17 protein-coding genes and 2 pseudogenes are annotated in these 20183 nt (G+C 54.8%); 13 read left to right on the top strand and 6 right to left on the bottom strand.

What is annotated here, in order from left to right; translation table 11 throughout:
- Positions 1-53: 53 nt before the first annotated feature.
- A complete protein-coding gene (locus QTO30_RS14055; RefSeq protein WP_340424724.1) occupies positions 54-878 on the bottom strand; it encodes a methyltransferase domain-containing protein in 825 nt (274 codons plus the stop codon).
- Positions 879-900: 22 nt separating this feature from the next.
- Here QTO30_RS14055 and QTO30_RS14050 point away from each other — a divergent pair, with 22 nt between their 5' ends.
- The 4 genes from QTO30_RS14050 to QTO30_RS14035 are packed head-to-tail and all read left to right on the top strand — an operon-like array spanning position 901 to position 3184.
- Positions 901-1623 carry a ComF family protein gene (locus QTO30_RS14050; RefSeq protein WP_340424723.1) on the top strand — a complete coding sequence of 241 codons (723 nt, stop codon included), beginning with the start codon at positions 901-903 and terminating at the stop codon, positions 1621-1623.
- Positions 1624-1656: 33 nt separating this feature from the next.
- A complete protein-coding gene (gene grxC / locus QTO30_RS14045) occupies positions 1657-1914 on the top strand; it encodes a glutaredoxin 3 (protein ID WP_100368181.1) in 258 nt (85 codons plus the stop codon).
- Positions 1911-2741, top strand: a complete 831-nt coding sequence (locus QTO30_RS14040; protein WP_340424721.1) for a carbon-nitrogen hydrolase family protein — start codon at positions 1911-1913, stop codon at positions 2739-2741. Before grxC ends, QTO30_RS14040 begins: the two co-directional genes overlap by 4 nt.
- On the top strand, positions 2741-3184 hold the full coding sequence (locus tag QTO30_RS14035; RefSeq protein WP_340424720.1) for a MarR family winged helix-turn-helix transcriptional regulator: 444 nt from the start codon (positions 2741-2743) through the stop codon (positions 3182-3184). Before QTO30_RS14040 ends, QTO30_RS14035 begins: the two co-directional genes overlap by 1 nt.
- Positions 3185-3200: 16 nt before the next feature.
- Here the strand turns inward: QTO30_RS14035 and QTO30_RS14030 are convergent, their stop codons facing one another.
- The 3 genes from QTO30_RS14030 to ubiG form a co-directional block, all read right to left on the bottom strand.
- Positions 3201-4154, bottom strand: a complete 954-nt coding sequence (locus tag QTO30_RS14030) for an NAD-dependent epimerase/dehydratase family protein (protein ID WP_340424719.1) — start codon at positions 4152-4154, stop codon at positions 3201-3203.
- Entirely contained in the window at positions 4151-4837 is a 687-nt protein-coding gene (locus tag QTO30_RS14025) for a glycosyl transferase family 90 (RefSeq protein ID WP_340424718.1), read from the bottom strand. The genes QTO30_RS14030 and QTO30_RS14025 overlap by 4 nt, the downstream gene beginning before the upstream one ends.
- A gap of 432 nt (positions 4838-5269) precedes the next feature.
- On the bottom strand, positions 5270-6022 hold the full coding sequence (ubiG, locus tag QTO30_RS14020) for a bifunctional 2-polyprenyl-6-hydroxyphenol methylase/3-demethylubiquinol 3-O-methyltransferase UbiG (protein WP_340424717.1): 753 nt from the start codon (positions 6020-6022) through the stop codon (positions 5270-5272).
- A gap of 47 nt (positions 6023-6069) precedes the next feature.
- On the opposite strand from ubiG, the gene pip reads away from it, so the two are divergent.
- From pip to QTO30_RS13995, 5 genes and pseudogenes are all read left to right on the top strand, one after another.
- Positions 6070-7065, top strand: a complete 996-nt coding sequence (pip, locus tag QTO30_RS14015; RefSeq protein WP_340424716.1) for a prolyl aminopeptidase — start codon at positions 6070-6072, stop codon at positions 7063-7065.
- A gap of 62 nt (positions 7066-7127) precedes the next feature.
- Positions 7128-8120 (top strand): ABC transporter permease, encoded by a 993-nt coding sequence (locus tag QTO30_RS14010; protein WP_340424715.1) that lies wholly within the window; start codon positions 7128-7130, stop codon positions 8118-8120.
- Positions 8117-9313 (top strand): ABC transporter permease, encoded by a 1197-nt coding sequence (locus tag QTO30_RS14005; protein WP_340424714.1) that lies wholly within the window; start codon positions 8117-8119, stop codon positions 9311-9313. Before QTO30_RS14010 ends, QTO30_RS14005 begins: the two co-directional genes overlap by 4 nt.
- Positions 9310-10958 (top strand): annotated as a pseudogene (locus tag QTO30_RS14000) (ABC transporter ATP-binding protein). The gene QTO30_RS14005 and the pseudogene QTO30_RS14000 overlap by 4 nt, the downstream one beginning before the upstream one ends.
- Positions 10959-11033: 75 nt before the next feature.
- Positions 11034-12584, top strand: coding sequence for an ABC transporter substrate-binding protein (locus QTO30_RS13995; protein ID WP_340424713.1), 1551 nt, complete (start codon positions 11034-11036; stop codon positions 12582-12584).
- 80 nt (positions 12585-12664) lie between these two features.
- Here the strand turns inward: QTO30_RS13995 and QTO30_RS13990 are convergent, their stop codons facing one another.
- Together QTO30_RS13990 and QTO30_RS13985 are read right to left on the bottom strand one after the other, a co-directional pair.
- The gene (locus QTO30_RS13990) at positions 12665-13366 is read right to left on the bottom strand and encodes a class I SAM-dependent methyltransferase (protein ID WP_340424712.1); all 702 of its coding nucleotides are present in this window, start codon (positions 13364-13366) and stop codon (positions 12665-12667) included.
- Between the two features lie 86 nt (positions 13367-13452).
- Positions 13453-14394, bottom strand: coding sequence for a glycosyltransferase family 92 protein (locus tag QTO30_RS13985; protein WP_340424711.1), 942 nt, complete (start codon positions 14392-14394; stop codon positions 13453-13455).
- A 226-nt stretch (positions 14395-14620) separates the two neighbouring features.
- Between QTO30_RS13985 and rimP the strand changes: the two genes are divergently transcribed.
- The 4 genes and pseudogenes from rimP (at position 14621) to infB (ending at position 19949) form a co-directional block, all read left to right on the top strand.
- Entirely contained in the window at positions 14621-15196 is a 576-nt protein-coding gene (rimP, locus tag QTO30_RS13980) for a ribosome maturation factor RimP (protein ID WP_340425943.1), read from the top strand.
- Positions 15197-16814, top strand: a pseudogene (gene nusA, locus QTO30_RS13975) (transcription termination factor NusA).
- 25 nt (positions 16815-16839) lie between these two features.
- The gene (locus QTO30_RS13970; RefSeq protein WP_340424710.1) at positions 16840-17472 is read left to right on the top strand and encodes an RNA-binding protein; all 633 of its coding nucleotides are present in this window, start codon (positions 16840-16842) and stop codon (positions 17470-17472) included.
- Positions 17469-19949, top strand: a complete 2481-nt coding sequence (infB, locus tag QTO30_RS13965) for a translation initiation factor IF-2 (protein ID WP_340424709.1) — start codon at positions 17469-17471, stop codon at positions 19947-19949. Before QTO30_RS13970 ends, infB begins: the two co-directional genes overlap by 4 nt.
- Positions 19950-20183: the final 234 nt, after the last annotated feature.

Raw genomic sequence — 20183 nt, 5'->3', positions numbered from 1 at the left:
TTGCCTCTTAGGTAGCGCGATTTCGGTCCAAGTTAAATGGGACATGCGTTGCGTCATTCACTGGACCTATCTAGCGGTGTTTCCTGGGTATTCAATGCGTCCGCAAGCCGCGTTTTGGCGCTGCCGGGTCGCAATGGTTTCGGTTGGCTGTCGGCGGGTGCCCAACCTGTCAATGTGATGACCTCAAACGTGGCATCAACCCGGCCTTCGGCATTGCGAAAGTTCTCTGCGTAGATGCATGCAGCCTCGGTCAGCACATTGCGCCGTGTCGCATGTTTGATACGCTGGGCGAGTGCGTTGTTCTCGCCCATTTTACGCAGATCATGCATCAGGTGGAATGCGTTCGCATAGCTGGCCGTCAAGGGTGTGCTGTCGGCCACCGGTAACGCGAAACCGGCCCGTTGCAAAAGACCGCCAAGGTCACGAATTTCACCCATGGGTGCGATCCTTGGTGACAGACCGCCCGCGACGACTGCTTCTGCTTCCGCAAGCGACGCGCGCAGTTCATGTAGCGTCTGACCGCCAAGAAACGTGCAAAGCAAAAGCCCATCCGGCTTCAAGGCATGGCGGGTTTGTACCAACTGCCCCACGGGATCATTCGCCCAATGCAGGCACATCGTATGCAGGATCAGGTCATGTGCCTGCGGTTTCAGGTCAAGGGTCTGATCATCGGCCACGATTGTAGCATCAGGATAGCGTGTCGCCCAGAAATCGGGAAAACCAGTCACGATCGCGACTGATGTAAAGGTTCTGTTAACCTCAATCAGTCTCTCTTGCAGTTCATCGGCGGCGTGTTCTTGCAGGAACATTGATTCGGGGATGGCACGGGCGCGATTGCGCATCAGGGCTGCGCGGTCGGTGATTTGGGGCATATCCATGCGGGTCATTTAGGGTGCATTCATGCGGTTGCAAAGCGTCATTCGAGCAATTTATCCGCCGCAATGCGTGGCGTGCGACGCGCAAACAGACGATGATTTTGGGCTATGTGCGTCCTGTTGGAAAGAAACGCAGTTTATTGGCGGGCTGGTTTGCGACACCTGCGGGACGCCACTGCCCGGCGAGGATCATGGCGAGATTGTACAATGCGACGACTGCATGACGATCGCGCGCCCGTGGGACAAAGGACGATCTGTTCTGGTGTATAACGGTGTGGGCAGACGCTTGGTCCTGGGTCTCAAACATGGAGACCGCACTGACCTTGCGCCAACAGCAGCGCGATGGATGGCACAGAAACTGGCCTATTACCCTTTATTAGACACTGTGATTGTGCCCGTACCCCTACATTGGGTCCGTCTGATACGGCGACGTTACAATCAATCTGCTTTGCTGGCGCAAGAACTGGCAAAGGTTATGAACCTGCCCGTCTGCGTCGATGCTTTGCTGCGCTCCAAGAAGACGAATGCGCTGGAAGGTCATAGTCGCGATGCGCGGTTTTCAGAGCTTTCCGGCGCAATCATACCCAACCCCAAACGGGTGGATCAGATTGCTGGCAAGCAGGTCATCCTGGTTGACGATGTGATGACCTCTGGCGCGACATTGGCAGCCTGTAGCGAGGCCGCTAAGGCAGCCGGTGCCGCAAACGTGTCGATTGTTACACTGGCCAGAGTGGTGAAAGATGCCTAGATCAGGGGCGAAACCGATCTAAGGACGACCATTATGGCAACTGTTGAGATTTACACCAAACCGACCTGTGGCTTTTGCCACATGGCCAAACGTCTTTTGAACTCCAAAGGTATCAGTTTTGCCGAGGTCAATATTTCCGCCCAACCCGAACGCCGGGCCGAGATGATCCAGCGCGCGAATGGCGGCAGCACCGTCCCGCAGATCTTTGTCGATGGCACGCATGTGGGCGGCTGTGATGATTTGTTCGCACTCGAACGCGGTGGCAAATTGGACGCGCTGCTCGCGGCATGAAGGCTGCACTGCTTCAACTGAACGTCAGCGATGACCCGGTGGCAAACCTGCCGCAGACCATCGCCATGGTCGCAGAGGCGGCCAAGAAGGGTGCTGACTTCATCCTGACCCCGGAAGTCACCAACTGTATCTCGCAGGACCGTGCGGATCAGACGGCTGTTTTGCAGCACGAAGCTGATGACATCACGTTGAAGAAACTGCGCGAAGAGGCGGTGCGCCATGGCGTCTGGCTGTCAATCGGGTCAATCGCATTGAAAACCCATGATGCGGATGGCCGGTTTGCCAATAGGTCGTTCCTCATCGATCCGGCAGGCCAGATTGTCGCCCGTTATGACAAGATTCACATGTTCGATGTGACGGTCTCAGAAACTGAGACTTACCGCGAATCTGCAGGCTACCGTCCTGGTGGAAAGGCCGTAGTTGCCGATACGCCATTCGCCAAAATCGGGATGAGCGTCTGCTATGATGTACGCTTTGCGTATCTTTACAGGGCCTTGGCACAGGCGGGGGCTGAGATTCTGTTGATACCCGCTGCATTTTCGCCCGTCACTGGTGCGGCGCATTGGGAACCGCTCTTGCGTGCTCGCGCGATTGAGACGGGTTCTTATGTGCTGGCTGCAGCGCAGACGGGCACACATGCCTCTGCGTCGGGCAAACCGCGCAAAACATATGGGCACAGCATGGCGATTTCGCCCTGGGGCGAAGTTTTGGCCGACTTGGGTACTGAACCGGGTATGGCATTGGTTGATCTTGACCTGCGGTCAGTGGCACAAAGCCGCAAACGGATTGCGGCACTCAGCCACGATCGCCCCTTTGAAGGCCCTTGATGTCCGAAGCCGCTAACAACTTGGCTGTATCGCTGTTCAGCGAAATCCTTGCCGTTGATCAACTGGCGCGGGCCAATGTGGCGCGTGTGCTGCCCAAGGGTATGGAGCTGTCGCATTTTTCGGTATTGAACCATCTGGCGCATGCCGGTGTCGAACGCTCGCCTGCGCAATTGGCCAAGACATTTCACCTGACCCGCGGGGCAATGACCAATACGCTGCATAAGCTAGAGTGGGCCGGTTGGGTGCATATTCGCCCCGATTGGGATGATGCACGCCGCAAGATGGTCGCGATCAGCCCGTCGGGGCAATCAGCGCGCGATGCGGCACTTGCCGCAATTGCACCTGTGATCGCAGATGTGGTTAGTAAGGTGGGTGAGGATAAAGCGAAGGCGGTGCTGCCGGTCCTGCGCGAGATGCGGTTGAAGCTCAATCAGGTCGATTGACACCAGATCGCTCATTTTAAGCTGACTTACGTATCTGCCCGGTCTGATGAAGCGTGATTAGGCCATCTTGGAGTTTCATCTGTGGTGTCCAATCCAGCAGGCTTTCGGCCCTTCCAATGTCGGGACAGCGCCGTTGTGGATCATCAACGGGTCTGTCTTCAAAGACAATATCGCTTTTATTGCCGAACAGCGCATTGATCTGTTGCGCAATTTCCAGGATTGTCACTTCTGTTGGGTTGCCAATGTTGATGACCTGCCCCTTTGCGGCATCTACCATACCCAGCCGCATCAATCCTTCGACAGTATCACTGACATGGCAAAAGCTGCGTGTTTGCGTGCCATCACCATAGATGGTCAAAGGTGTGCCTTGCTCTGCCTGAGTGGCAAAATTGGGGATCGCGCGCCCGTCGCTGTCAGTCATCCCCGGGCCATAAGTATTAAAGATGCGGGCAATGCGCACATCAGCGGACGCGGTGCGAACTGCATCCATCAAAAGGGCCTCTGCCGCGCGTTTGCTTTCATCGTAACATGCACGTGGACCAATGGGGTTCACGTTCCCCCAGTCGGTTTCCTTTTGCGGATGAGAGAGAGGATCACCATAAACCTCGCTTGTGGACGCTTGTACCAGCGTCGCCCCGCAATCCAGCGCATGTTCCAACATTTTCAGAGTGCCCAGAACATTGGTTTTCCAAGTTTGAATTGGATCGCCTTGGTAGTGAACAGGTGACGCGGGGCTTGCCAGATTATAGACGACATCTGCCTTTGGCATCATCGTTGGTGTGCAGATATCATGGTGTTGTTGGGTCAGCTGCTGTTGTGTGCGTGGCTGAACCTCCAACGCGCGCCCGGTCGAGTGATTGTCGATCACATGAACGCTGGCATGGGCATTTAACAGCGCCTGAACAAGGTGCTGACCGATGAACCCTGCGCCGCCTGCTACGATGACGATCTTGTCATGCCAAAAACTCATCCGCGGGCTTCCCGCTCTTCGATGGTTTCGACGGCATATTGGCGTTCGCTTTCAAAGGTCAATCCCTTGGCAAAAGCCTGCCCGTGTTGGGCAACCTGGCGTGCTTTGGCTGGGTTGCTTTTGACCCAATCTATCTGGTCTTGCAAATCAGAGAGGTCAGCACGGATAGGCACGAAATGCTCCCAAGGAACCAGCTTGTGATAGTACCACTGGTAGAAGCCAAACTGGCTGTCAACCTTGAGCACGCAGCAGCCAAGCCTCAGGCGCTGCATGAAGTTGCTCCAAGCATTGGTGAAGCCGTCAATATCAATCGCATACTTCATGTTTGCCCATTCAAGGTGCCCAATGTAGTTTCCCGTCAGGCCGTTTTTTTGCAAGACTTTGCGGTGGCTTTTGCCTTTGTCTACAACAAACCTGAAATCGACATCCATGGTTTGGCACTTTAATGCCATGCGCAACCTTTGCGTCACCCCTTGATTGTCAATGTTTTTTGGATCAAGCGAAAATAATCCGGTTCCATTTAATGCGCCGCGCCAAACGATGTCATCTCTGCGATTATCCCAATCCGGGGCATGCTCAGCAGCATATTTGTCGGTCGCGCTATATCCATATCCTCGGAAAAAGTGGGGATCAGGTAACAATGCAAACTCGTCTGATGTTGTAGCGAACTTGTAGCCTGCCATGCTTGGGGCATTGCCATCCGAGAGGTCCACACTGATCTGCCGAATGTGGCTGCCAGTTTGATGAAACCAGTAGATAGGGGCTGCCAGCCTGCCCTGAACGTATGCCAAGATCCCGGGTGGCCAACTTTGATTGATAAGGGCAGTAATCTGATCGCGCTCTTTGCGGAGAATAACATCGGTCGGTGATGCGGGCTCTGATGATGCGGCTACTTTAAAAGAAACCGGTGCCACACCAATCTTTCTGAATTGTGCCCCGCATTTGCTTACGATTGAACGTCTCTGTCTATATCGCACAGCTGGTGCACGTAACGCCCGTCTGAATCGTAGAAATGAAATAGCCAACGTTCTCCTGAGAGGCTGATCAAAGTGCTTTCACAATAGCCAAGCTTCACGCGCTGGGCCGTAATATGGATCGTGGCGCAAGTATTGAGCTTATTCAACCGGCTTTGTCGCAGCGGTCACATAGTTGACTGATAGATCACGGTCTGAGATTGACCAGGTGAACTTGGCAAAGTTGAAGACAAAACCCTTGCGATCTACCGGCGTCATGCCAGCCTTTTCGATGAAACCAAACAGCTCATCGGGGGTGATGAACTTGTTCCATTCGTGGGTGCCCTTGGGCAGCCAGCGCATGATGTACTCGGCACCGACAATCGCCATGGCAAAGGATTTTGGGTTGCGATTGATGGTGGAACAGATGTGGATCGCGCCGGGTTTCATCAGTTTTTGGCAGGCATCAAGATAGCCTTGGGGGTCCGCCACATGCTCGACAACTTCCATGTTGAGCACAGCATCAAACTGCTCGCCAGCATCGGCCATCGCCTCGGCCGTCGTATGACGGTAGTCAATCTCCAGACCTGATTGCTCAGCATGAATCTTCGCAACAGGGATGTTTCGCTCAGCCGCGTCGGCGCCAACCACGGTCGCCCCAAGCCGCGCCATGGGTTCGCATAGCAAACCACCACCACAACCAATATCAAGGATGCGTAGGCCTTTGAAAGGTTCGGGTTGGCTCAGATCGCGGCCAAACTCTGCGGCGATCTGACTTGTGATGTAGTCCAGCCGCACCGGGTTCATCATGTGTAACGGCTTGAACTTGCCTTTCAGGTCCCACCACTCCGCTGCCATCGCCTCGAACTTTGCGATTTCACCGGGATCTACAGTGTTCGTTGCCGACATTTTCATCGCTCCGCCTCATGGTCAGTACGTTCAACACGCGATATAGAGTGGTTATGGACAAAGTCGTAGGACAAAAGCGCCCAGGCACGCATCTTTACCAGCCGATTGATCCTTTTGATCAGCGGATGTTGGAGGTGGGCGACGGTCACCGCATCTATATGGAGCAATGCGGAAACCCCGATGGGGTGCCTGTCGTTGTTCTGCATGGTGGCCCGGGTGGCGGGTGTAGCCCGGCAATGCGTCGTTACTTTGACCCAAATGTTTTTCGCATCATCCTTTTTGATCAGCGGGGTTGTGGTCGCTCGCGTCCGCACGCGAGTGTCGAGGCGAATACGACCTGGCATCTGGTGGCCGATATTGAGTTGATCCGCGAGACATTGGGCATTGATCGCTGGATTGTCTTTGGTGGGTCGTGGGGCGCCACACTGGCGTTGATTTATGCACAAGCGCACCCAGAGCGTGCCGCCGCCTTGACGTTACGCGGTGTTTTCCTAATGACGCAGCCAGAACTGGATTGGTTTTATGGGGGCGGTGCCGGAAAATTCTGGCCCGATCTTTGGGCGCGGTTTGCAAGCCTGATCCCTCAGGACGAGCAGGGCGATTTCATCGCTGCCTACCATCGCCGTCTCTTTTCGGGTGATCGTGCGCTTGAGGTCCGCTATGCCCGCGCCTGGGCGTCTTGGGAAAATGCGCTGGCATCCATTGATAGCGATGGTGTGACAGGCGATAGTCCGGCGGACTATGCCCGTGCCTTTGCGCGGCTAGAGAACCACTATTTTTATCACGGCGGCTTCTTGACTAAGGAGCAACAGATCTTGCATCCGGATCAAATGGCTAAGATAGCGAAAGTACCCGGTGTCATTGTGCAAGGTCGATACGACATGATCTGCCCGCCTGTATCGGCCCATAAGTTATCGCAGATGTGGCCGAAATCTCGGCTAACTTATATTGGCCGCGCAGGGCATGCATTGTCCGAACCGGGCATCAGTGCAGAACTTGTGCGCACAATGGATATGATGGGCGCGCAGCGGCATTCCTTGGGGCTTTAGGGTTTACAGATGAAATATTGCCGTTAAGCTTTCATGTTAAATAACAGGGAAAAAAATAAGTTTTGGGCAATGTCCTAACGATTATTCTACAGCGCCTGGCGCTTGGGCTCCTGACATTGTTGATTGTGTCGATCGTGATTTTTGTCGCGGTGAACCTTCTGCCAGGTGATTTTGCGCAATCCATTCTCGGTCAGGGCGCCACCCCAGAGGCTGTTGCATCGATCCGCGAAGACCTCGGCCTCGACCAACCGCTTGTGACCCGCTACTTCCAATGGTTGGGCGGCGTTTTGCAGGGTGATTTAGGCACCAGCTTTGCCCAAGCCAACTTTGCCAGCTTTACCGGAACAGAGTCAGGCGCCACGACTGTTGCCCAGCAAATCGCACCCCGTTTTGCCAATACGATGTTCCTTGCAATGATCACAGCGATCATCGCAGTCCCCTTTTCAATCCTTTTGGGTGTTCTTGCAGCGCTTTACCGCAATACCATCTTTGATCGGGCGACGAATATTTTTACATTATCCTCGATCTCAAGCCCCGAGTTTTTTCTGGCCTACATCCTGATCCTGTTTCTTGCCGTTCTGAACCCGATCTTCCCATCGCTATCGAACATCTTTGAGGGCATGCCATTCAGTGAACGGGTCGAGAAATCAATGCTGCCCGCGTTGACGCTGACCTTGGTTGTTACTGCGCATATGATGCGGATGACACGTGCGGCGATTATCAACCTTTTGGCCTCGCCCTATATTGAGATGGCGCGCCTGAAGGGGTTGTCGCCGATGCGTGTGATCGTGAAGCACGCCTTGCCGAATGCGCTGGCGCCGATCATCAATGTGATTGCCCTGAACCTGGCTTACCTGATCACCGGCGTCGTCGTGGTTGAGGTGGTGTTCGTCTATCCCGGCATTGGCCAGCTATTTGTTGATAGTGTGAAGATCCGCGATATCCCGGTTGTTCAGGCGTGTTGCCTGATCTTTGCAACGGCCTTTATCCTGCTCAACCTGACGGCTGATATCATGTCGATCCTGTCCAACCCACGTCTGAGGCATCCGAAATGATCTGGTTCGTTGCAGCACTCATGGGCATTGCGGCCCTTGCTTGGGGGTTCCGGTTTGCCGGGCAAGCGGCGACGGGCAATGCGCCCAAGTTTCGCGATATGCCCTATGGTGTGGCTTATGGATACGTTCTGGGTGTTGCCGTTCTGGCGTGGTTGGTCTGGGCCTATATGCAAGGGCGCAGCGATGATCAGGCCATTGCCAACAAGTTCTTCTTCCTGCGCATTGCGATTGAGGGCTTCATCCTCTTTGCCATTGCCGCCTGGGTATTCCGCCTGTTGGGGCGTTCCGTTGGCACGGCGGGCAGCAAAAAACTGTTCCGCTCCATGCCGCTGACCGCATCATTCGGAATTCTGACGATCCTGATCTATGCAATCTTTGCGATTTTCGCTGGTGCCATTGCGCCTTATGGGCAAGAGCAGATTATTCCCGGCGTGGCGGCAAACGTTATTCCGGGTGGCGATCCGGCGCTGGGCGGCAACCCGGACTTCCCGCTTGGGACGGACCAGATTGGCCGCGATATCCTCAGCCGTTTGATCTATGGCGCGCAGAATACCGTCGGTATTGCATTTGCAACGACCGTTCTGGCTTTCCTTTTGGGCGGCACATTTGGTTTTCTGGCGGCGACCTTGGGTGGTTGGCTGGACCAGCTTTTGTCACGTGCGGTCGATGTGCTGATGGCCATTCCGTCCCTGATCTTTGCGCTGCTCTTGATGACAATTGCGAGTGTTTGGGCACCTGAACTGGGTATCCCGCTGACGGTCTTTATGGTCCTGATCATTGCCGTGATTGACAGCACCCGCGTTTACCGTCTGGCCCGTGCCGTTGGGCAGAACATTGTGGTCATGGACTATATTGAAGCGGCAAAGCTGCGCGGTGAAGGGCTGGGCTATCTGGTCTTCAAGGAAATCTTACCCAATGCTATGGCCCCACTGCTGGCAGAATTTGGCCTGCGTTTCTGCTTTGTGTTCCTGACGATTGCGGCATTGTCATTCTTGGGTGTCGGCATCCAGCCGCCACTTGCTGATTGGGGGACCATGGTGCGTGACTTGGGCGGTTTCGTGAACTTCGCGCAATTCGCACCGATGGCTGCAACGGCCCCGTTGTTGGCCGCTGGCGCGATAGCATTGCTGACCGTGGCCGTGAACTTTGTGGTTGACTGGATGCTGCACAAATCGTCGGGGCTGAAAGAATGAGCGAAGAGATACTGGTCAAGATGCGCGATGTCTGGCTGGAAGGTCGGAGTGATGAGACATGGAACCCGATCATCAACGGTATCGACCTGACGTTGAAAAAGGGTGAAGTGCTGGGTCTGATTGGCGAATCCGGTGCTGGTAAGTCCACACTTGGTCTGGCGGCGATGGGGTACACGCGTGATGGTGTGCGCATCAGCAAAGGCAGTGTTGAGTTTGATGGCATTGATCTGCTGACGGCCTCGGCTGCGGTTAAACGCGACCTGCTGGGCAAGCGCATTGCCTATGTCGCGCAATCAGCCGCTGCCAGTTTTAACCCTGCGCACAAGCTGCTTGATCAGCATGTTGAAGGCCCGGTTCAGCATGGTGTGATGGATAAAGCCGAAAGCGAAACGGACGGGATGGAGCTCTACCGAAAGCTGCGCCTGCCGAACCCTGATGAGATTGGCTTTCGCTATCCGCATCAGGTGTCTGGGGGCAGCTACAACGCTGCATGACCGCGATGGCGATGTCTTGCCGCCCTGACCTGATCATTTTTGACGAACCGACAACTGCGCTGGATGTGACCACACAGATCGAGGTGCTTGCCTCGATCCGTGATATTGTCGAACAGTTCAATACGGCAGCGATTTATATCACGCATGATTTGGCCGTGGTTGCCCAGATGGCAGATACGATCAAAGTGCTGCTCAAGGGTGATGAGGTCGAAACGGCCGATACCCGCACAATGCTTGCCGCGCCAACGCAGGAATACACCAAATCTCTCTGGGCTGTGCGCAGCTTTGAGCGCCCACAAAAGCCAGCAGTTCAGACCGGTTCGGTTCCTGTTGTCAGCGTGCAGAACGTGGATGCCGCCTATGGCACGGTCCCGGTTTTGCATGACGTGAGCTTTGATATGCATGAAGGTCGCACTGTCGCTGTTGTTGGTGAAAGTGGGTCGGGTAAATCGACGACGGCGCGCTGCATTACAGGTTTGTTGCCTCCAACGGCCGGGCAGGTATTGGTTGATGGTGAAGTGATGCCACCTGACTATCGCAGGCGCAGCAAAGATCAGCTGCGTCAGGTGCAGATGATCTATCAGATGGCTGACACCGCGTTGAATCCACGGATGTCGATTGGTCAGATCATTGCGCGCCCGGTCGAATTCTATCTTGGGCTGAAGGGTGCGGAGAGACGCAAAAAAGTCGATGCGCTGTTGGAGCAAATCGAACTGGAGCCGTCACAGTACTATAATCGCCTGCCGTCCGAGCTGTCCGGCGGGCAGAAGCAACGTATTGGTATCGCGCGGGCCTTGGCGGCAGAGCCAAAATTTATCATCTGCGATGAGGTCACATCGGCCTTGGATCAACTGGTGGCAGAGGGAATTCTGCGACTATTGGCGCGCTTGCAGGATGAGCTGTCGCTTACTTATATGTTCATCACCCATGATCTTGCGACGGTGCGTGCCATCTCGGATGAGGTGGTGGTGATGAAAGACGGACGTGTGGTTGAACAAGGGCCCAAGACGGAAATGTTCAAACCACCCCATCACGCCTACACCGATCTTTTGCTGTCTTCGGTCCCTGAAATGGACCCGGATTGGTTAACCAATCTGCTCGCTGAACGCGGAGTTGATAACATCGGTGATGCAGCCGTTGATAAGATGTAACACGAATCGGTCACGCAAGTGACGACGCAATCGGGCGGCTCACGCCTGAATAAACAACTAGGGAGAATGGAAAATATGCAAGGAATTAGTAGACGCGGTCTATTGAAAACGGGTGTTGCTGCCGGTGTGCTGAGCCTTTCAGGCATGCCGCTGCGCGCACAAACACGTGGTGGAAAGCTGACGGCAGGCCTGTCAGGCGCCAACACATCTGACAGTTGGGACGGTCGGACACACTCTGATCTTTATATGATCGCTTCGGCGCAGGGTGCGGTTTTTGACAGCCTGACCGAAGTTGGCGCCGACGGTTTGCTGAAAGGCGAACTGGCAGAAAGCTGGGAAGCATCGGCAGATGCCAAGACCTGGACATTCAACCTGCGTCAGGGCGTAACATTCCACAATGGCAAATCATTTGGCGCTGACGATGTGATCGAGTCGCTGCAACTGCACGTGGCAGAGGGTGCAAAATCAGCGGCCCAGCCTATCGTTGCGGCAATCTCTGAAATGACGAAGATTTCGGACAGTCAGGTCCAGTTCACGCTGGAATCCGGTAACGCTGATTTCCCGTACTTGATGTCGGACTATCACCTGCTGATGTATCCTGCTTACCAGATCGAAGAAGCAATCGCCAATGGGATCGGCACAGGCCTTTATCAGGTCCAGTCCTTCGATCCAGGCGTGCGTATGGTCGCGACGCGTTACCCGGATCATTACAAAGGTGACAGCGCTGGTTTCTTTGACGAAATCGAATACATCGCCATCAACGACAATACAGCCCGCATGAATGCGCTGATGACCGGTCAGGTGGATGCGATCAACCGGATCGACTTTAAGACAGAAGCCCTGCTGCGTGCAAACCCTGCGCTGCGTATTCAGGAAGTAACTGGCAACCAGCATTATACCTTTGCGATGCTGACAGACTCTGACCCATTCGGCGACGTGAACGTGCGCCGTGCGCTCAAGTACGGCATCAACCGTCAGGAAATGGTCGACAAGATCCTTCTGGGGCATGGTAAAGTCGGCAACGACACACCGATTGGCCCTGCAAACCAGTTCTACCACGCAGAAATGGAGCAGCTGGAGTATGATCCTGACAAGTCCAAGTTCTACCTGCAGCAGGCAGGCCTCGATAGCCTGAACATCGACATCAGCGCATCAAACGCAGCGTTTGAAGGTGCGGTTGACGCGGCCCAGCTGTTCCAGGCTTCTGCTGCCGCTGGCGGTATCAACCTCAATGTGGTGCAGGAACCTGCTGATGGTTACTGGTCCAACGTGTGGCTGAAGAAGCCTTTCTCGGCTGTGTATTGGTCTGGACGTGCGACAGAGGACTGGATGTTCTCGACAGCGTATGAAGCTGGTGTGCCATGGAACGACAGCCAATGGGATAGCAATGATAACGCCCGCTTCCAGGAGCTATTGTTGATGGCACGAGCAGAGCTGGACAGCGACAAGCGCCGCGAACAGTACTTCGAAATGCAGCAAATTCTGCGTGACGATGGTGGCGTTCTGGTGCCAATGTTTGCCAACTACGTACAGGCGGTAAACAACCGGATCGCGTCGCCGGACACAGTGGGCAACCTCTGGCAGATGGACAACGCCCGCATGGCCGAGCGTTGGTCCGTGGCGTAAGCTAAGTCTGATCTGATACTAAACAAAACGCCCCGCCAGTTGGCGGGGCGTTTTGCGTTTTCGGTGATAGACGAAAAAGACTACTTGTTGTCCTCTTGCTGACCCATCCTCTTTTTGATTTTGGTTTTTAGACGGGTTAGCGCCGGAGGCTTTGTATATCGTGCGTAGAGCCGGGGATGGATGCAGTTCATGAATGCGAGGTTTGTAAGTGGATGCTGCCCCATCGATGCAAGCTTGCCCGCCAAATCTGACCCCTCTTTCACATAAAGAAAGCAGTTTTGCTGGTACCAGAATCGAACGTCAGGGTTACCCCAAAAGACAGGCCGAAACAGGTCGTAAGGGCGAAAGCCATACTTGGCGAACTCTTCGGCCCAACAGCTGTGCAGCCGTTCATTGATGTGATCTTTGCCGCCTTGCTTGTTGAAGGCTGCGCTAAACAGAACGACATCCGAGAGTGCCGTTAGAAGCGCTACGAAACCGACCGACCCTTCAGGCTCTAAGTGCTCGGCAACCTCTAACGAAATCGCCATATCATACCGTTTTTCGATGGCGATACTTGATGGATTGTTCAGATCTTCTTGCTGAAAGACAATGTCTTCATCGACCATGTCGGTTTGTGAGTTCCAACTACCATCAAGCCCAACAAGTTTCTGCACACCCAGCTCTTTGAATGCTTTTAACCACGTTCCTCTACCACAGCCCACGTCAACAATTTCTTTGGGCTGGTAGTAAGAGTTGAGATGCTCTGCAACAATTTGCGCGCTCTTGTAAGAGCCGTCCATCTGTCTGCTGTAGAAATCCTCATTGTAGCTGTCGTGTCGATCATTCATTTGTATCTTGCCTTTCCGAGCAGCACTTTCTCCTACTCTTAGACCGCATTGAAATCAAAGGCCATTCGCTTGCAGAACTCCAGTATCAGACGGTCTTCCACTGTGTCTCTTTCGATCTCTTGCACACGTCGCAGCAAAGTATCGGAGCGGCCATCCAGTCGCTTGAAGTGCCGGGTGAAGGTTGACTCGTTGATTGCTCCCTTTTCGACCTTTTCTTTGAATTGTTGATCTGATTTAGCGTAATAGTGGTTCAACTGCAGTGCGGCTGCGCAATGAAAATTTGCTTGGCGGTGCTCTCCGAATTCAAATTTCTGACCGAGCGAGTTGTAAATATCGCTTGAATGGTTGGTTTCAAAGCCGTGTACATAAGCTTTCGTTACACGTGACGGATTTACGATGCATTTGAAGTTCAGAACACCTTTGACGTTCGCCTGATAAGGATCTCGGAAGCGTTTCAAGAAATTCGGCAGAACGAGTGGTGGCGTCTCTGCAAATCCCTGTCTGCCAAACATTTGCCACGGCAGAACGATGTTATCGATATCACCGAGGGATAACAGATAGTCTTTAAGGCTGTGGGACCGGGTCGGAAACAAAAACTCATCAACATCAATGAATGCCATCCAACGGAAATCTTCGCCATAATTCGAAACGGCATGAGCAAAGGCGAGGCCTTGATTGTCCAGCGCATATCCGCTCTTTTCCTCCTTTATCCGTTGTGACCAGGGGATGATCTCAATGGCTTCCGTTGGTACGGCTTCACCTGCAACACTGAATGTTGCGTCACTACACCCGTCATCGTAGAGAAGAAATTTGTCTACCCCGGCGGCATAATGAAAACGAAGCCACTCTGCGATGGGTTCTGCTTCATCTTTGACTAACACAGCAATTGCTATCCGGTCGGGAGGGTTTGCCGATGGTTGCGGCTGTACATAAAACTTTGCTGCTTCAAGTTTCTGATGCTTGGATCGAAATAGACGCATGAACCGGACCTCGGTGTAGTCTCTGGCGGTATCTAGGAAATCTACAAAAACGTGCGTTTCGTCAATTGCATTTGTCAGAGCAGGTCACTCTGCCCTTGCAGTCTTGGCAAGGCTCTTCTATACGGCACTCAAAAGCGGCGTCTGGCTTCCACCCCCAGACACCACCGAAATTCACAACGGGCCGCGCGCCCGTTTTTTTGTGCCGAATGATAAGTCGGAAAATATGATGAACGATCTGATTGCCAAAGCGGCCATTGACCGCCGCATCGCTGAAATCATCACCCCTGTTGTCGAAGACATGGGGTTCGAAGTCGTCCGCGTGCGCCTGATGTCGGGCAAAGAGACGATTCTGCAGATCATGGTGCAACGTCCTGATGGCCAGATTGAAGTTGACGAATGCGGCCAAATCTCGACGGCGCTGAGTGCAACACTGGATGTGGAAGACCCGATTCTGGACGTTTATAACCTTGAGGTCTCGAGCCCTGGGATCGACCGTCCGCTGACACGAATGAAGGATTTCGATCAGTGGGAAGGTTTTGAAGCCAAGATCGAAACAGAAGAGCTGATTGATGGCCGCTTACGCTTCAAAGGTCAGTTGGCTGGCACTGAAGGCGATGAAATCCTGATCACAATTGCTGAGGGCACGATTGGCCTCAAGTTCGAATGGCTGTCAGACGCCAAACTGGTCCTGACAGATGAGTTGATCCGCGACGTTTTGCGCGGACGCAAAGATGCGGGTCAGATCGACGAGACCCAGTTTGATGAAATCGAAACCATCATCGATGGCGAGGAGAACACTTAAATGGCATATACATCCGCCAACCAGTTGGAGCTTTTGCAAACAGCAGAGGCTGTGGCCCGCGAAAAGAACATCGAGCCCGGGCTTGTTGTGGAAGCGATGGAAGAATCGCTCGCCCGTGCGGCAAAGTCCCGTTACGGCGCAGAGATGGACATCCGTGTCGCTATCGACCGCAAGACTGGTAAGGCCACGTTCACCCGCGTGCGGACAGTGGTCGAGGAAGAAGAGCTCGAGAACTATCAGGCGGAGTTCACAGTCGAGCAGGCTAAACAGTATATGGAAGACCCGGAGATTGGTCAGCAGTTCATCGAAGAGGTGCCGCCGGTTGAATTGGGCCGTATTGCCGCGCAATCTGCCAAGCAGGTGATCTTGCAAAAGGTCCGTGAGGCCGAGCGTGACAAGCAGTACGAAGAATTCAAGGATCGTGCTTAAGCACGATCATCAACGCGCTGGTCAAGCGTGAAGAATACGGCAATGTCATCGTCGATGTGGGTGCTGGCGAAGCTGTTCTGCGCCGCAACGAAAAGATCGGTCGCGAGGCGTACCGCCCTAACGACCGTATTCGCTGCTACATCAAGGAAGTACGTCGCGAACAGCGTGGCCCGCAGATTTTCCTTTCGCGTACAGCGCCAGAATTCATGGCAGAGCTGTTCAAGATGGAAGTGCCTGAAATCTACGAAGGCATCATTGAGATCAAGGCCGTGGCCCGTGACCCCGGTTCGCGCGCAAAGATTGCCGTAATTTCCTATGACGGGTCCATTGACCCCGTTGGTGCCTGTGTTGGTATGCGTGGGTCCCGTGTGCAGGCTGTCGTCAACGAATTGCAGGGCGAGAAGATCGACATCATTCCTTGGAATGAAGATATGCCAACCTTCCTTGTAAACGCCTTGCAGCCGCAGAAGTGGCGAAGGTTGTTCTGGACGAAGAAGCTGGCAAAATCGAAGTGGTTGTTCCCGAAGAGCAGCTGTCTTTGGCGATTGGTCGCCGTGGTCAGAACGTGCGCCTTGCGTCGCAGCTGACTGGCCTCGACATCGACATCATGACCGAGGAAGAAGAGAGCAAGCGCCGTCAGGCCGAGTTTGAGCTGCGCACCAAATTGTTCATGGACACCCTTGATCTGGACGAGTTCTTTGCCCAACTATTGGTATCTGAAGGGTTCACGAACTTGGAAGAGGTCGCCTACGTCGAAATCGACGAACTTTTGGTGATCGAAGGGGTTGATGAAGACACCGCTGGCGAATTGCAGGCCCGTGCGCGTGACTATCTGGAAGCTGAAGCCAAGAAAGCGATGGAAGCGGCGCGTGCCTTGGGTGTCGAAGACAGCCTTGTCAACTTTGAAGGTCTGACACCTGCGATGCTAGAGGCGCTGGGCAAAGACGGCGTGAAAACGCTGGAAGACTTTGCAACCTGCGCCGATTGGGAACTGGCCGGTGGCTGGACCACAGTTGATGGTGAGCGTGTGAAGGATGACGGCGTGTTGGAACCATTCGATGTGTCGCTGGAAGAAGCGCAAGACATGGTCATGACGGCCCGCGTGATGCTGGGTTGGGTTGACCCTGATGAACTTGCTGCCGAAGCAGCCGCTGCGGAAGAAGCAGAAGCTGCGGAGGAGGAGGCCTGATTTCAGGCCTCTGATGGGATCGCAGATGGCGCGTGGTGGCCATAACAAAGACCGCGGCGATGCAGAACGTAAGTGCATCGTCACAGGCGAGGTGCAGCCAAAGGCTGGGCTGATCCGCTTTGTTGTGGGGCCCGACAATCAGGTGGTGCCTGATGTTCTGGGAAAACTGCCTGGTCGGGGCATGTATGTGACGGCTGATCGTAAGGCGCTTGAAGAAGCAAAGAAAGGTCAGTTTTCACGATCAGCCAAACAGGCTGTAACGGTGCCGGACGGTTTGGCGGACGAAGTTGAACGCCAATTGGCCCGCCGCACCGTTGATCTGATCGCCTTGACCCGCAAAGCGGGCCGCGCGGTTTGCGGGTTTGAGAAGGTAAAGGGCTGGCTTGCCGGTGGTGAGCGGGTTCGTGTTCTGGTTCAGGCCTCTGATGGGTCGGAACGGGGCAAAACGAAACTATGGACGCCGGAAGGCGCCCGGTATTTTGGCTGTTTGACGGCACAGGAATTGGGTTTGGCATTTGGGCGGCAAAGTGTGATACATGGCGCGCTTGCGACTGGCAGACTCAGCGATCGTGTTGTAGAGGAAGCCACAAAGCTACGCGGTTTACGCGAAGGGAACGGGGGCGATACGGCTCTCGGGAAGGATAAAGAAGCTAAATGAGCGATAACGACGGTAAAAAGACACTCGGCCTTGGTGGTTCACGTCCTTCTAACGTGAAGCAAAGCTTTAGCCACGGGCGGACCAAGAACGTCGTGGTGGAAACCAAACGCAAACGCGTTGTGGTGCCCAAGCCCGGTGCGGCCAAACCTGCGGCCTCTAGCGGCCCGGTTGGTGGTGACCCTTCCAAGCGCCCTGCCGGTATCTCGGATGTGGAACTTGAGCGCCGAATGAAGGCGCTGAAGATGGCGAAAGCCCGCGAAGCGGAAGAAGCTGCAAAGCGCGAAGCCGAAGAAAAGGCCCGCGCCGCCGAACGCGATGCGCGCCGTGCCGAGATTGAGGCGAAAGAGGCCGAAGATCGTGCACGTGAAGAACGTGCCAAGGCCAAGGCTGAGGAAGAAGAGCGGAAAAAAGCTGAGGCAGAGCGTGCGAAAGCCGCTGCTGCCGCCCCTCCTGCCGCTGCTGCGGTTCCAGGTGAGACTGAGATTTCGCGCCCCACGGCTGCACCTCGTAAAACGGATCGCCCGCAGGAAAACCGCGACAACAAGAGCAAAGCCAAGCCGGGCCGTGGTGGCGATGGCCGCCGTTCCGGTAAGCTGACTGTCAATGATGCGATGGCAGGCCGCGACGGTGGCCGCCAGCGTTCGATGGCTGCGATGAAGCGCAAGCAGGATCGCGCCCGCGCGAAAGCCATGGGTGTGTCGGCCGAGCGTGAAAAGGTCTTCCGCGAAGTGGCTCTGCCCGAGGCGATTACTGTTTCTGAGCTTGCCAACCGGATGACCGAACGTGTGGCTGACGTTGTGAAAGCGCTGATGACCAATGGTATCATGGCAACACAGAACCAGACGATTGATGCAGATACAGCTGAACTGATCATCGAAGAGTTTGGTCACACCGTTGTCCGCGTGTCCGATGCTGATGTGGAAGATGTTATTCAGGCTGTCGAAGACAAGCCCGAAGACCTGCAAGGTCGCCCACCAATCATCACCATCATGGGTCACGTTGACCATGGTAAAACATCGCTGCTGGATGCGATCCGCAACGCAAAAGTTGTGGCAGGCGAAGCGGGCGGGATCACCCAGCACATCGGTGCCTATCAGGTGAAAACCGATAGCGGTGCTGTGTTGTCGTTCCTCGATACACCGGGCCACGCTGCGTTTACGTCAATGCGCTCGCGTGGTGCGCAAGTGACTGATATTGTTGTGCTTGTTGTGGCTGCTGACGATGCGGTCATGCCGCAGACGATTGAGGCGATCAACCACGCGAAAGCGGCGGAAGTGCCGATGATCGTGGCGATCAACAAGATCGACAAGCCCGAAGCGAACGCCGATAAAGTCCGCACCGACTTGCTGCAACACGAGGTCATCGTTGAAAAGATGTCCGGCGATGTGCAGGACGTTGAGGTCTCGGCCATCTCTGGTCAAGGTCTGGACGATCTGCTGGAAGCGATTGCCCTGCAAGCCGAAATTCTGGAACTCAAAGCCAACCCGGATCGCGCCGCTGAAGGTGCCGTCATCGAAGCGCAGCTTGATGTGGGTCGTGGCCCTGTCGCGACGGTTCTGGTGCAGAACGGCACACTACGCCAAGGCGATATCTTCGTTGTGGGCGAGCAGCACGGTAAGGTCCGTGCGCTGATCAATGACAAAGGTGAGCGTGTGAAAGAGGCCGGTCCTGCGGTCCCTGTTGAGGTGCTTGGCCTGAACGGGACGCCGGAAGCAGGCGATGTGCTGAACGTGGTTGAAACCGATGCGCAAGCACGCGAAATTGCGGAATACCGTGAAAAAGCCGCGAAAGAGAAACGTGCTGCCGCCGGTGCTGCCACCACCCTTGAACAGTTGATGGCGAACGCCAAAGCAGACGAAAACGTCAGTGAATTGCCAATTTTGGTGAAGGCTGACGTGCAAGGGTCTGCCGAAGCGATTGTTCAGGCGATGGAGAAGATCGGCAACGATGAGGTGCGCGTGCGTGTCCTGCACTCTGGTGTGGGTGCGATCACGGAAACCGATATCGGCCTGGCCGAAGCATCTGGTGCCCCGGTCTTTGGCTTTAACGTGCGTGCGAATGCGTCCGCGCGGAACACAGCCAACCAAAAGGGTGTCGAAATCCGCTACTACTCGGTCATCTACGACCTTGTGGATGATGTGAAGGCGGCGGCCTCTGGCCTGCTGTCTGCTGAAATTCGCGAGAAATTCATCGGCTACGCCAAAATCCAGGAGGTCTTTAAGGTCTCCAACGTGGGTAAAGTTGCCGGTTGCTTGGTCACCGAAGGTGTTGCGCGTCGTTCTGCGGGTGTGCGTCTGCTGCGCGACAACGTGGTAATCCACGAAGGCACGCTGAAAACGCTCAAGCGCTTCAAGGACGAGGTACCAGAAGTACAGTCCGGTCAGGAATGCGGTATGGCGTTTGAAAACTACGAAGATATCCGCGCCGAAGACGTGATCGAGATTTTCGAGCGCGAAGAGGTCGAACGGAACCTGTGATCCGTAAGGATAGCGGCAGAATACGGGGGCGGGCCAATAGGTCCGCCCTTTTGCTTTTAGGCGATAACGCGGGTCAGGCCGTTAAACTGCCGCCACGTTAGGTTGTGAATCCCCGACCCGACTGCGAATAAATCGGTTGGCCTCCGCGTAACCCCAGCAAGACCGGCAATAAAGCCGGTGCAAGCGGTGTCTCGCTGAGGCAACGGAAACGTGTTGAATGCCCTCTGTTAAAAG

It is taken from the genome of Yoonia sp. GPGPB17 (assembly GCF_037892195.1).
In the GTDB taxonomy this organism is placed as follows: domain Bacteria; phylum Pseudomonadota; class Alphaproteobacteria; order Rhodobacterales; family Rhodobacteraceae; genus Yoonia.
The sequence above is the reverse complement of the archived record's forward strand: the minus strand, read 5'-3'. Positions and strand labels throughout refer to the sequence as shown.